10 protein-coding genes are annotated in these 13,364 nt (G+C 68.2%); 8 read left to right on the forward strand and 2 right to left on the reverse strand.

Annotated elements, in window-relative coordinates:
- Nucleotides 1-1,622 precede the first annotated feature (1,622 nt).
- Nucleotides 1,623-2,066: a YdeI/OmpD-associated family protein gene (locus tag ABD116_RS39495; protein ID WP_343983196.1), complete on the reverse strand. Its 444-nt coding sequence runs from the start codon at nucleotides 2,064-2,066 to the stop codon at nucleotides 1,623-1,625.
- A 72-nt stretch (nucleotides 2,067-2,138) separates the two neighbouring features.
- On the opposite strand from ABD116_RS39495, the gene ABD116_RS39500 reads away from it, so the two are divergent.
- Nucleotides 2,139-3,029 carry a GNAT family N-acetyltransferase gene (locus ABD116_RS39500; protein WP_343983199.1) on the forward strand — a complete coding sequence of 297 codons (891 nt, stop codon included), beginning with the start codon at nucleotides 2,139-2,141 and terminating at the stop codon, nucleotides 3,027-3,029.
- A 43-nt stretch (nucleotides 3,030-3,072) separates the two neighbouring features.
- On the opposite strand, the gene ABD116_RS39505 is transcribed toward ABD116_RS39500, so the two are convergent.
- Nucleotides 3,073-5,235, reverse strand: coding sequence for an MMPL family transporter (locus tag ABD116_RS39505; RefSeq protein WP_343983202.1), 2,163 nt, complete (start codon nucleotides 5,233-5,235; stop codon nucleotides 3,073-3,075).
- Nucleotides 5,236-5,457: 222 nt separating this feature from the next.
- Here ABD116_RS39505 and ABD116_RS39510 point away from each other — a divergent pair, with 222 nt between their 5' ends.
- From ABD116_RS39510 to ABD116_RS39540, 7 genes are read left to right on the forward strand one after another with little or no spacing between them, the layout of a single operon-like run.
- Complete coding sequence (locus ABD116_RS39510; RefSeq protein ID WP_343983205.1) at nucleotides 5,458-6,840, forward strand: MFS transporter; 1,383 nt, start codon at nucleotides 5,458-5,460, stop codon at nucleotides 6,838-6,840.
- Entirely contained in the window at nucleotides 6,840-9,410 is a 2,571-nt protein-coding gene (gene nirB, locus ABD116_RS39515) for a nitrite reductase large subunit NirB (RefSeq protein WP_343983208.1), read from the forward strand. The genes ABD116_RS39510 and nirB overlap by 1 nt, the downstream gene beginning before the upstream one ends.
- A complete protein-coding gene (nirD, locus tag ABD116_RS39520; RefSeq protein ID WP_343983211.1) occupies nucleotides 9,407-9,739 on the forward strand; it encodes a nitrite reductase small subunit NirD in 333 nt (110 codons plus the stop codon). The genes nirB and nirD overlap by 4 nt, the downstream gene beginning before the upstream one ends.
- Nucleotides 9,732-10,856 carry a uroporphyrinogen-III synthase gene (locus tag ABD116_RS39525; RefSeq protein WP_343983214.1) on the forward strand — a complete coding sequence of 375 codons (1,125 nt, stop codon included), beginning with the start codon at nucleotides 9,732-9,734 and terminating at the stop codon, nucleotides 10,854-10,856. The genes nirD and ABD116_RS39525 overlap by 8 nt, the downstream gene beginning before the upstream one ends.
- A complete protein-coding gene (locus ABD116_RS39530; protein ID WP_343983217.1) occupies nucleotides 10,853-11,575 on the forward strand; it encodes a sirohydrochlorin chelatase in 723 nt (240 codons plus the stop codon). Before ABD116_RS39525 ends, ABD116_RS39530 begins: the two co-directional genes overlap by 4 nt.
- A 9-nt stretch (nucleotides 11,576-11,584) precedes the next feature.
- Nucleotides 11,585-12,265, forward strand: coding sequence for a DUF6891 domain-containing protein (locus ABD116_RS39535; RefSeq protein WP_343983220.1), 681 nt, complete (start codon nucleotides 11,585-11,587; stop codon nucleotides 12,263-12,265).
- Nucleotides 12,266-12,322: 57 nt separating this feature from the next.
- On the forward strand, nucleotides 12,323-13,312 hold the full coding sequence (locus ABD116_RS39540) for an NAD-dependent epimerase/dehydratase family protein (protein ID WP_343983222.1): 990 nt from the start codon (nucleotides 12,323-12,325) through the stop codon (nucleotides 13,310-13,312).
- The last annotated feature ends 52 nt before the right edge of the window (nucleotides 13,313-13,364 follow it).

A 13,364-nucleotide genomic window follows, 5' to 3' on the forward strand; every position in this document is an offset into this window, starting at 1 on the left:
GGATCCCGCGGTGGTGGATACGGGCGCGGATCTGGCGGTTGTGGGTGCGGGCGCAGATCCCGCGGTGGTGGATACGAGCGCGGATCCAGCGGTGGGGGATAGGGGCGCGGGTCCGGCGGTGGTGGAAACAGGGGCGGATCCGGCGGTGGTGGATAGCAGCATCGATGCCGCGTCAGTAACTACACTCGGTCGGCCTGCGGCTTCGGGTCCTCTTCAGGTACCGAGGCTGAACCGGCCCAACAACGATGATGCTCCCTGGGGCACCGCCGATAAGGCGGCCGGGCTCGACCCCTGGGGCGACAGATCCGCACGGGCAGCGTCTCCCGAACAGCCGGCGGTCTTCGATCCGTGGGCCGACAGCGCGTAGTGATTCAACGGCCGACGGCACGCGGTACAAGCCAACGGTTGAGCTGCCGTCTCCGGTAGTCCGCAACGCATCGCCCGCCGCATCGCTGTCCGCCCACTGCTGTCCGTATCGCCGTTCGCGCCGCTGTCGCATCCGCCCAGCGCTGTCCGCACGTGGGATCCGGGTGCCGCTTTCATCGTGTGCCACTGTGCTTGCGGAGACTCAGGGTCTCTCGTCTCCGCTCGGGACCGGCTCGCCTCCGCACGGGCAGCGTCTCCCGAACAGCCGGCGGTCGTCGATCCATGGGCCGACAGCGCGTAGTGATTCAACGCCGCCAGCACGCGGTACAAACCAACAGCTGAGCCGCCGCCTCCGGTAGTCCGCACGCATCGCCCGCCGCATCGCAGTCCGCCCACTGCTGTCCGTGTCGCCAGCCGCTGTCCGCCTGCCGCTGTTCGCGGGCTGTTGTGTGGGTGGCTGTCTGCCTGCTGTTGTCTGGGTCGGTGCTCGCCGGCTGTTGTGCGCGTCGCTGTTCGCCCGCTGCTGTGCGCCGCTGTTCGTCTACTGCTGTCCGTATCGACGTTCGCGCCGCTGTCGCATCCGCCCAGCGCTGTCCGCACGTGGGATCCGGGTGCCGCTTTCATTGTGTGCCACTGTGTTGCGGGGACTCAGGATCTCTCGCCTCCGCTCGGCACCGGCTCGCTTCCGCTTGGGATCGGCTCGCCTGCGCTCGGCACCGGCTCGCTTCCGCTTGGGATCGGCTCGCCTGCGCTCGGCACCGGCTCGCTTCCGCTCGGGATCGGCTCGCCTGCGTTCGGGACCGGCTCGCTTCCGCTCGGGATCGACTCGCCTGCGTTCGGGACCGGCTCGCCTGCGTTCGGGACCGGCTCGCCTGCGTTCGGGACCGGCTCGCCTGCGCTCGGGATCGACTCACCTCCGTTCGGGACCGGCTCGCCTGCGCTCGGGACCGGTTCGTCTCCGTTCGGGATCGGCTTCCGCGGGTCGTGTTCGGGGAGTTCTGCGGATGAGGGCGACAGGTGGGGGCCGCAGTTGGTTGGGTGGTTGCGATGGTGAGGTGTCGTTGCTCGACAGGATTCGCTTTGTCGGTCCGGTTGGGAGGGCGGGTGGGAGGTGGATCGCGCCGATGGTGTCGATGTGCGAGCTGTGCGGCGCCTGGATGATCTGGTCGGGCGGGGCTCCTTCCAGGTCGGTGGCTTGGAGTCGGGTTTGGCTGCTAGCTGCTTCAGGGGAATGAGGGGCCCTGGGCGGCTCGGGGTCAGGTTTTGGGTGTTAGTAGCTCGACTGCTTTGGTGATGCGGCGGGTGCGGGTTTCTGGCTTCTTGGCTTCTTCTATTGCCTTGATGTGTTCTCGGCGGTGGCTGAAGCTCATTGCGTCGAAGGCTTCCTTCAGGCCTGCCGCCTCCAGGGCTTCCGCGAGGTCGGGCGGTACTTCGATAGTTCGTTCGGTCGTGTCGCGCTCGACTGTCACCGTCACCGGGTCGCCGATGCCCTTGGCCAGGTCAGCGCGGATTGTCTTCAGTACGCCGAGCGCCATGCAGCCGCCCATTGACGCGATCGAGCCGCGGTACTCGACACCGTCGAAGGTCGCCAGGACCGGGATTCGGCCGCCGCCACCCAGGGCGGTGATTACCTCGGTCGGCACCTCGACGTAGGCGCCGCCGCCGCGGGCCTCTTCGATTACGGCCTCGAAGGTCTCCATGGTGGTCACACTAGCGCCGGGGCCGGACGAAAATCGTGGGCTCTTTGCGGCGGGCTGCGGCAGGCTGGGGGCATGACCACGAGCATTCGGACGGCGATCAGCGACGCCGACTACGAGGCCTGGCGGGCGATTCGGATCGCCGTAGTGCCGTACGAGCGCTGCCCGACGGTGGCCGAGCTGCGGGACCTCGACCGGCCCGGGCGGCTGATGCTGCTGGCGGAGGTCGATGGTGCGCTGGCAGGCAGCGGACTGGCGGATCGCTCTGGCGACGGGGAGCGGGCGGCTCTGGTGCCGCGGGTTCATCCGGACTTCCGCCGCCGTGGCGTGGGGACCGAGCTGCTCCGGGTGCTGGCCGACCATGCCGTTGGCGAGGGCTATGACATGGCCGGAGCGAGTGTCGACGACGAGGAGTCCAGGCTCTTCGCTGAGCGGTTCGGGTTCGTGGAGACGAATCGGCAGGTCGAGCAGGTACGCCGGATCGGCGACGAGCCGTGGCCGGAGCAGCCGGCGGAGTACCAGATCGTCTCTGTCGGCGAGCGGCCGGAGCTGTGGGCGCAGGCCTATCACCAGGTCGCGCTGCCGACCTTCCCGGACATGGATCATCCGGTCGCGCTGAAGGTCTCGGCGGACGACTGGGACAAGGAGTGGATCAACGACCCGGCCGCGATGTTCGTCGCCGTCGCTGGTGACGAGGTGATCGGTGTGGCCGGCCTGATGCTCGATAGCGATCGCCCGGAGCGTGCGGAGGTCGCATACACCGCCGTACGCCGGGAGTGGCGGGGCAAGTCGGTCGCGTCGACCCTCAAGCGGACCAGCATGGCCTGGGCCGCCGAGCACGGCATCACCGAGATCTACACCTGGACGCAGCGCGGTAACGACTCGATGCGCCGCCTCAACGAACACCTCGGCTTCAGCTACGGCATCGTCAGCCTGACGCTGCGGGCGCCGCTTCCGCTGAGCTGAGCACCTCGGGTTCAGCTACGGCATCGTCAGCCTGCGGGCGCCGCTACCCCTGCGCGGACTCCTTCGCTAGTTTGCTCGGCCACCAGATCTTGGCGCCGATGTCGTACGAGAGCGCCGGGACGAGCAGCGAGCGGACGATCGTGGTGTCGAGCAGGACGCCGAAGCCGACCATGAAGGCGATCTGGGCGAGGAAGAGGATCGGTACCACGCCCAGCGCCGAGAAGGTGGCCGCGAGGACGACGCCGGCGGACGTGATCACTCCGCCGGTGACCGCCAGGCCGGTGAGGATGCCTGGCCTGGTGCCCTGTTCGATCGACTCCTCGCGGACCCTGGTCATCAGGAAGATCGAGTAGTCGATGCCCAGGGCAACCAGGAAGACGAAGGCGTAGAGCGGGATCGAGGCGTCCGCGCCGGGGAAGTCGAAGAGGTGGTTGAAGACGAGCGCGCTGATGCCGAGGGTCGCGCCGAACGACAACACGTTGCAGATCACCAGCAGAACGGCGGCGACGACCGAGCGGAGCAGCAGCATCAGGACGACGAAGATGACCGCGAGGATGGTCGGGATGATCACCTTGAGGTCGCGGTTGCTGGCGTCCATCACGTCGAGGTTGATCGCGGTGTTGCCGCCGACCAGGATGTCGGGGCTGACCGCGTCCAGTTCGGTGCGCAGGTGCTTGACGACCTTGGTCGCGTCGGGGGAGTCGGCGGCGACCTTCAGGGTCGCCTGGACCAGGACCTTGCCGTCGACGACCTTGGGCGGACTGAGCTTGTTTCCATCGGCCGGGGCCACGGAGGCAGTCGCCGTCGCGACGCCGTCGACCTTCATGGCTGTCTGGACGACTTTGTCCGCCTGGTCGACCGGGGTCAGGATCTGTACCGGCGTACCGGCTCCGGCGTCGAAGTGCTTGGCGAGTTCTTCCTGGCCGGTGACGGACTCGACCTTGTTGAGGAACAGGTCCTCCTGGGAGATGCCGGAGGCCTTGAAGGTGGGCAGGAAGAGGCCGCAGGCGATCAGGAAGAGCGCGCTGATCGCCCAGACCTTGCGTGGGCTGCGACCGACCAGGCCGGAGACGCGGCCCCACAGCTTGCGGCTGCCGACCTGGTCCTTGGCGTGCACGTGGTCGAGGCGGGGGATGGCCGGCCAGAAGATCCGGCGGCCGAAGGCGAGCAGGACCGCCGGCAGGAACGTCATCGCGGAGATCAGCGCGCCGGCGATCCCGATGGCGCCGACCGGGCCGAGGCCCTTCGTGCTGCCGAGCTGGGAGAGCAGCAGGCAGAGCAGGCCGAGGATGACGGTCGCGGCGCTGGCGGCGATCGGCTCGATGGCGGCTCGCCAGGCGACGCGCATCGCTTGGTACTTGCTCTCGTAGTCGTGCAGCTCTTCCTTGTACCGGGAGACGAGCAGCAGGGAGTAGTCGGTCGCGGCGCCGACGACGAGGATGAACAGGATGCCCTGGCTCTGGCCGTTGAGCTCGATCACGTTGTTCTTGGCGAGCGGGTAGACGACCGAGGCGGCCAGGGCCAGGCCGAAGACGGCGGTCAGCAGTACTGCGATCGGCAGTACCGGACTCCGGTACACGATCAGCAGGATCACGAACACGACGACCAGCGCGACGCCGAGCAGGATCCCGTCGATGCCACCGAAGGCGGTGACGAAGTCGGCGAACACGCCACCCGGACCGGTCACGTAGACCTGCAGGCCGGTCGGGGTGAGCGACTGTTTGATCTCGGTGCGCATCTCGTCGGCGACGGCGAACAGGGCTGTCTCACCCTGTTTGACCACGTCGTCGAGCTGGTCGCCGTTGAGTTCGAGGGTGATCAGCAGCGCCTTCTTGTCCGCCGACGGGATCACCGTCTTGGCGGGCGCGGCGAGGTACTGGCCGATGGTCTTGCCGTCGCCGAGGTCGAGCGAGGGGACCTTGGCGAGGAACTCGTTGGCCTTGGCGACGTCGGCGGGGGTGATTCCGCTGTCGCGCTCGATCAGGACGAAGTACGGCAGCGCCTTGGAGTCGACGAACTTGGCCGACTCGTTGTTGACCAGGGTGGACTCGGCCTGTTTGGGCAGGAAGTTGGCGTTGTCGTTCTCCTGGACCTCGCTCAGCTTGCCCACCGTGGGCCCGCCGATGGATCCCAGGATCAGCCAGGCGACCAGTACGGCGGCCACTCCCGCCCGCCAGGCCCACCGCTTGTTGTTCCGCCGCTCCACCGCAGTCCCCTCCCGAGTCAGACAGTTCAGTAGGCACAGTACCGAGACATCGCTCAACGGGAGGAAGGACGACCCGGGCTGGTGGAGGGGGACATCTCTCACCACTGCCCGGGAGGTGTGCGGGACCCGTTTCGACGGCGTAACAACGAGATGACCACTCGGAAACACCCCGGTCATAGCGTCCTGGCCTAATCAGTGAGGTCAGATGATCGGAGACGGAAGATGACGCTCGAGGCACGACCGGAGGTCGCTACTCTTCGCGACCGGGCCGGCGCGGTGGGTACGGTCGAGGCGCCCCGTCGTGGGCGGTGGATCGATGTCTGGGACCCCGAGGACGGCGGATTCTGGGCGGCGAAGGGGCGCCGGGTGGCCCGGCGGAACCTGTGGCCGTCGATCTTCGCCGAGTTCCTCGGCTTCTCCGTCTGGCAGCTGTGGAGCATCGTCGTCGTCTCGCTGCCGGCCGCCGGCTTCGGCTATACGACCGACCAGATGTTCTGGCTGGTCGCGCTGCCGAGTCTGGTCGGCGCCACCCTGCGGCTGCCCTACACGTTCGCGGTGCCGAAGTTCGGCGGCCGCAACTGGACGATCGTCTCCGCTCTCCTGCTGCTGATCCCGGCCTCGGGGCTGGCCTTCTTCGTCAGCCGGCCGGAGACGCCGTTCTGGCTGATGGCGCTGGTCGCGGCCACGGCGGGCGCCGGCGGCGGCAACTTCGCCAGCAGCATGACCAACATCTCCTTCTTCTTCCCCGAGCGGGACAAGGGCTTCGCGCTCGGCCTGAACGCGGCCGGCGGCAACCTCGGCGTCGCGGTGGTCCAGCTCTTCGTCCCGATCGTGATCGTGGCCGGCGCCGGGCTCACGCTCAACCGGGCCGGGCTGATGTGGATCCCGCTGATCCTGCTGGCCGCGATCCTTGCCTGGCGGCTGATGGACAACCTGTCGGCGGCCACCTCGTCCTTCCGGGCGTCGATCACGGCGGCCAAGCGGCCGCACACCTGGGTCATCTCGTTCCTCTACATCGGCACCTTCGGCTCGTTCATCGGCTTCGGCGCGGCCTTCCCGCTGCTGATCAAGACGACCTTCCCGGAGATCACGGTGGCGCACATCGCGTTCCTGGGCGCGCTCGTCGGCTCGGTCTCACGGCCGTTCGGCGGCAAGCTGGCCGATATCGTCGGCGGCGCCTGGGTGACGGTCTGCGCGTTCGTGGTGATGGGCGCCGGGATCCTGTCGGCGATCGCGGCTCTGCACGCGGGCAGCTTCACCTGGTTCCTGCTCAGCTTCCTGGTGCTGTTCGTGGCGAGTGGCGCGGGCAACGGATCGACGTACCGGATGATCCCGGCGGTCTTCCGGCAGACGACACGGGACCTGGACGGCAAGCCTGAGCCGATCCGGGCCCGGCGCGAGGCGGCGGCCTGCATCGGGATCGCGTCGGCGGTCGGAGCGTACGGCGGGTTCCTGGTACCGCGCGGCTTCGCGATGTCGACCGGGCACTACGGCTCGCTCGTGCCGGCGCTCTACACCTTCTGCGGCTTCTACGTCGTCTGCCTGATCGTGACCTACGTCTGCTACCTGCGTCGCGGCGGCCCGCTCAGCCAGGAGCGTGTCTGATGTCCGGGCGGCATTTGGTGGTTGTCGGCGGCGGCATGGTCGCCCACCGGCTGGTCGAGGCGCTGCGGTCACGCGACACCGACGCCGCTTGGCGGATCACCGTGCTCGCCGAGGAACCGCGGATGCCGTACGACCGGGTCGCGCTGACCAGCTACTTCTCCGGCCGCGACCCGGCCGATCTCTCCCTCGGCGATCCGACCCTGTGGGACGACCCATCGGTGAGCCTGCGCAAGGGCGTCACGGTCGCTGCCGTCGACACCGCTGCCAAGACCGTACGGACCACGCGCGACGAGATCATCGGGTACGACGAACTGGTGCTCGCCACCGGCTCGTACGCGTTCGTCCCGCCGATCAAGAACAGCGACGCCGAAGGCTGCTTCGTCTACCGGACGATCGACGACGTCGCGGCGCTGCGGGTGTACGTCGAGCGGCTGCGGGCCGAGGGCAAGGACGTCAACGGGGTCGTGGTCGGTGGCGGCCTGCTCGGTCTGGAGGCCGCTGGGGCGCTGCGGGCTTTGGGTGCTGGGACCACTGTGGTCGAGTTCGCGCCGCGGTTGATGGCGCTGCAGGTCGACGAAGGCGGCGGTAGCGCGCTGGCCCGGTTGATTCGTGGGCTTGACATCGAGGTGCTGACGTCGACGCAGACGACGCGGGTCAAGACGACCTCGCAGGGTGCCGCGCGGGCGATGGCGGTTGCTGATGGCAAGGATTTGCCGGCCGATGTAGTGGTGTTCGCGACCGGTGTACGGCCTCGGGACGAGCTGGGGCGTGCTGCTGGGCTGGAGATCGGCGAGCGCGGCGGCGTGGTTGTCGATGAGGGGTGCCGGACCTCCGTGGATGGCGTCTGGGCGATCGGTGAGGTTGCGTGCATCGAGAGCAGGGTGTGGGGGTTGATCGCGCCGGGGTATGCGATGGCGGAGATCGTCGCGGACCGGCTGCTGGGTGGGTCGGCGACCTTCCCTGGTGCTGATACATCCACCAAGCTGAAGCTGCTCGGGGTCGATGTCGCGAGTTTCGGTGATGCGTTCGGGGCGACTGAAGGCGCGCTCGACATCGTTTATGCGGATCCGGTCGCGGGCGTCTACAAGAAGCTCGTACTGTCCGACGACGCGCGCACGTTGCTCGGCGGCATCCTGGTCGGGGACGCTTCGGCGTACTCGGGATTGCGGCCGATGGTCGGGCGGCAACTCGGCGCCGACCCGGCGTCGTACCTGCTGCCCGAAGGGTCGGCGCCTGCTCAGCTGGAGCTGCCGGACGATGCGCCGGTGTGCTCCTGCAACAACGTTTCTGCGGGCACCATTCGATGCGCGGTGCGCGAAGAGGGCTGCGGCGATCTGAAGTCGGTGTGTGGCAAGACCCGGGCCGGTACGAGCTGTGGGTCGTGTCTGCCGATCGTGAAGAACCTGCTCAACGCTGAGCTGGCGGCCGCTGGTGTCGAGGTGAGCAAGGCGCTTTGCGAGCACTTCGCGATGTCGCGGGCGGAGCTGTTCGACGTCGTCCGGGTGACCGGGTTGCGGACCTTCAGTTCGCTGGTCGAGCGGCACGGCACCGGGCGTGGTTGCGATATCTGCAAGCCGGTGGTCGCGTCGATCCTGGCCAGCCTCGACCCGGCCGGGCACGTGCTCGACGGTGAGCGGGCGACATTGCAGGACACCAACGATCACGTGATGGCGAACATCCAGAAGGACGGGACGTACTCGGTCGTGCCACGGATCCCCGGTGGCGAGGTGACGCCCGAGGGGCTGATCGCGATCGGTGAGGTGGCACGCGACTTCGGGCTCTACACCAAGATCACCGGCGGGCAGCGGGTCGATCTGTTCGGAGCGCGGATCGAGCAGTTGCCGGCGATCTGGAAGCGGCTGGTCGAGGCCGGATTCGAGTCGGGGCACGCGTACGGGAAGGCTTTGCGGACCGTGAAGTCGTGCGTCGGGTCTACTTGGTGCCGGTACGGCGTACAGGACTCTGTCGGGATGGCGATCGCGCTGGAGCTGCGCTATCGCGGGCTGCGGTCGCCGCACAAGATCAAGCTCGGCGTCTCCGGATGTGCGCGTGAGTGTGCCGAGGCGCGGGGCAAGGACGTCGGTGTGATCGCGACCGAGAACGGCTGGAACCTGTACGTCGGTGGCAACGGCGGGATGACCCCTCGGCATGCTCAGTTGCTGGCGTCGGATCTGTCGGACGAGCAGTTGCTGCAGGCGATCGACCGGTTCCTGATGTACTACGTCCGCACCGGCGACCGGCTGCAGCGGACGGCCGTCTGGATCAACGAGATCGAAGGCGGCCTCGACCACGTCCGCGACGTCGTGCTGAACGACAGCCTCGGCATCGCGGCGGACCTTGATGCGGCGATGGCCGCACACGTCGACTCGTACGTCGACGAGTGGCAGGCGACGCTGCAGGACCCGGAGAAGCTGGCCCGGTTCGTGTCGTTCGTGAACGCGCCCGACCAGCCGGACGCCGACCTGCGCTACGTGGTCGAACGCAATCAACCGCGGCCGGCGACCCCGGCCGAACGCGGGCAACTGGAACCGGTCCTGCTCGCCGGTCCCCGACTGGAGGTACGCCGATGACCCTTTCGACGACGGCGGTGGTGGTGTGCCGGTACGACGCCCTGCTGCCGGAACGTGGTGTCGCCGCGTTGCTGGGTGTTCTGCAGGTCGCGCTGTTCCGGACCTTCGACGGGGAGGTGTTTGCCCTGGGCAACCAGGATCCGGTGAGCGGGGCGAACGTGATGTCGCGGGGGATCGTCGGGAGTCGCGGGGACGTGCCGACGGTGGCGTCGCCGATGTTCAAGCAGGTGTACGACCTGCGGACCGGGGTCTGCCTGGACGATCCGTCGCTGGTGCTGTCGGTGTATCCGGTGCGGGTCGTCGACGGAGAGGTGATCGTCGGTGACTAGGCCTGGTCCGCTGAGCGGCTGCACGATCGCCGTCACCGCGCACCGCCGGGCGGACGACCTGATCGCGTCGTTCGAACGCCGGGGCGCGAAGGTGCTGCACGCGCCGACGCTGCAGATCGTGCCGGCCGCCGACGACCAGCCGCTGATCGAGGCGACGCGGCGGGTGATCGCCAATCCGCCGGATGATGTGGTCGTCACCACTGCGGTTGGCTTTCGCGGGTGGATCGAGGCTGCCGACACTGTTGGGCTGGCAGCTGATCTGCTGAGCACGCTGGAGCAGTCCCGGTTGCTGGCGCGCGGTCCGAAGGCGCGGGGCGCGATTCGGGCGGCGGGGTTGGTGGAGCACTGGTCGGCGCGGTCGGAGACGACGGCGGAGGTGGTCGAGTGGTTGCGCGACCAAGGGGTTGCCGGGCGCAAGATCGTCGTACAGCTGCATGGGCTGTCTGATCCGGCGTTGCAGGATGCTTTGCGTGCTGTTGGGGCGTCGGTGCGGGGGTTGGAGGTTTATCGGTGGGGGCCGGCGCCCGATCCGTTGGCTGTTGAGCGGGTGATCGGGCAGATCTGCGCTGGTGGCGTGGATGCTGTCGTGCATACGTCGGCGCCGGGTGCGCAGGCTTTGCTGGATGCTGCGGCTTTGAACGGTCAGTACGACGGGTTGGTGTCGGCCCTGCGTACGGGCCGGGTCTTGAATGCTTGCGTCGGGCCGATCACCGCCGGTCCTTTCCTGGCGCTTGGCCTGGAACCGTTGATCCCCGATCGCTTTCGCCTCGGTGCCCTGATCCGCATCGTCACCGACCGCCTCACCGACGACAACGCCCGCTCGATCGAAACCGCCTTCGGACAACTGGTGATCCGCGGCGGCGCAGCAGTCCTCGACGGCGTAGTCCTACCGCTGGGCCCTGGTCCCCGAGCGGTACTCGCCGCCTTGGTCGCTGCAGGCGGCGACGTAGTCTCCCGCCCCGACTTGCTGGCAGTCCTGCCAGGCGCCGAAGACGTCCACGCCGTAGAAGTAACCGTCAACAGACTCCGCACCGCGGTAGGCCGTCCCGAATTGGTCCGCACGGTCGTCCGCCGAGGCTACCGCCTAGCCGTCGAACCGGTAGGAGCTCCCACATGATCGATTTGGTGGCTGCTGCGCATGGGACCGCGGATCCTCGGGGGATTCGCGAGGTGCATGCGCTGGTTCGGTCGATTGCGGGGTTGCGGCCTTCGGTGCCTGTGTCGCTTGGGTTTGTGGATGTTGATGTGCCTGCGCTGCCCGGGTTGGTTGATCGAGTTGTTGCTGATGGCAATCAGGCTGTCGTGGTGCCGTTGTTGTTGAGCAGTGGGTATCACACGGCGGTGGACATCGGGCGCGAGGCGGAGCGGCGGCCGTATCAGGTGCAGGCGGCTTCGGCGTTGGGGCCGGATCCTGTGTTGGCCGACGTGCTCGTCGACCGGCTGTCGGCCTGCGTCGACTTGGGATCGGCGTCGGGGTCGAGGTCGGGATCGGCCGCGGTTGATCGTGTGGTGCTGGCGGCGGCGGGGTCGTCGGATCGGCGGGCCTTGCTCGACTGCTCTGCGACGGCCGCGTTGCTGTCCGAGCGGATCGACCGGCCGGTGGAGGTCGGGTATGTTTCGGGGGCTGGGGAGCGGTTGGGGTCGGTTCTGACTCGTAGTACCGGCCGGGTGGCTGTTGCGACGTACCTGCTGGCACCGGGGTTCTTCGCGGACCGGGTACGCCGGATCGCCGGCGACCTGCCGGTGAGTGCGCCTTTGGGAGCGGACCCGCGGATCGCGGCGCTGGCGCTGCATCGTTATGACGTTGCCAGGAAATTGTCGGCGGTTGCTGTCTAGCATTCGCGGGTGGGGATCTTCGACAAACTCAGCCGCCGTACGCCGCCCAACGAGCCCGAGCCCGAGCCCGCGCAGTCCGCGCCGACCGCGCCGACCGCGCCGGAGCCTGGCGAGCCATCGGCGCTGGAAGAGCTGCGCGATCAGGTTGTGCTCTGGGTGCTGCCCGGGTTCAACACGCGTGACGAGGTGCTGGAGCACGCGCGCGAGTTCCGCGACGACGACGAGATGCCGGTGACCGACCAGCAGCTGGAGCGCCTGGTGGACGACGTCTGGCAGACCCGTCTCGCCGAACAACAGACCTGGACCGATCCCACAGACGCAGACAGGGTCGCAGCCGCCTTCGCCGAGCTCGACGCCGCCGGCGTGATCGCCCGGATGAACTTCACCTGCTGCCAAACCTGCGGCGTAGCCGAGATCGACGACGAACGCCCCGCCGACCGCCCGTCCACCGGCTACGTCTTCTTCCACCAGCAAGACGCCGAACGCCTGGCAGACACCCCCGCCCACCTCTTCCTCGCCTACGGCCCGATCGACCCGACTCCACAGGATTTCGACAACCAGGCCGTAGAGATCGGCCGCCGCATCGAGTCCACCCTCCGCGCCCACAACCTCCCCGTCACCTGGACCGGCTCCACCAGCCAGCGAATCTCCGTAGGGCCCCTCACCTGGCACCGCCGCCTGCCCGCCTAGCGGTTATGAGCCGCTGAGGTGTCGTAAGTCGCCAGTCCGGGGAGCATGATCGGCTGCATGAAGATTCTGGTGACCGGCGGGACAGGTTTTGTCGGTAGCCATGTGGTTGCGGAACTGGCTGCGGCCGGGCATGAGCTGCGACTCCTCGTCCGCCGACCAGAGCAAGTACCCGTTTCGCTGGCACCGTTCGGGGCAGAGGTTTCCGACATCGTCGCGGGGGACGTCCTCGACGAAGCCGTCGTCACGACAGCGATCCAGGGCTGCGATGCGGTGGTACACGCAGCAGCCATCTACTCGCTTGACCCGCGCCGCGCGGCAGAGATCCTGCGTACCAACGCCCGAGCCACCGAACTGGTGCTGGGCCAGGCGGTAGCGGCCGGACTCGACCCGATCGTGCACGTCTCCACGACGGTGGCGCTCACCCGGTACGCCGGCTCCGGCCCGGACCTGCCGCTGGGCGACATCGACCTGCCCTACGCCCAGTCGAAGAGGGCCTCGGAGATCGTCGCCCGGCGCTTCCAGGACGCCGGAGCTCCCGTCGTCACGGTGTATCCCGGCGGCGTCCTCGGCCCGAACGACCCGTACTACGGAGACCAGACCGAACGCTTCCACTGGATCGTCCGGAACCGCTTCCCCCTCTGGGTCAAGGGCGGCATGCACGTCAACGACGTCCGTGATGTCGCCAAACTCGTCACCGCCGTCGCCGAGCCAGGTCGGGGCCCGCGGCGCTACGTAGTACCGGGCCACCACATCGACGGCAACAGGCTGTACGGCACCGTCACCGAAGTCACCGGCCGCAGCCACCCCCACGTCGACCTCCCAGGCGCGCTGATGGGCCCATCAACCCGGGCCATCGACGCCGTCCAACGCTTCCTGCCGTCCAGATGGCACTACCCGGCCGACCGCGAAGGCGTAGAAATAGTTCGCCGCGACACCCGCTTCGACACCACCCCCGCCCGCACCGACTTCGCCCTGACCCCCATTCCCTTCCCCCAGTCCGTATCCGACCTCATCACCTGGCTGACCACCTCCACCCCCCACCGCTGACCCCGGGGGCCGCTCGCCGGAGTGGGATCCCGATGCCGCGGTCGCGACATAA

This window comes from Kribbella koreensis, from assembly GCF_039525325.1.
In the GTDB taxonomy this organism is placed as follows: Bacteria; Actinomycetota; Actinomycetes; order Propionibacteriales; family Kribbellaceae; genus Kribbella; species Kribbella koreensis.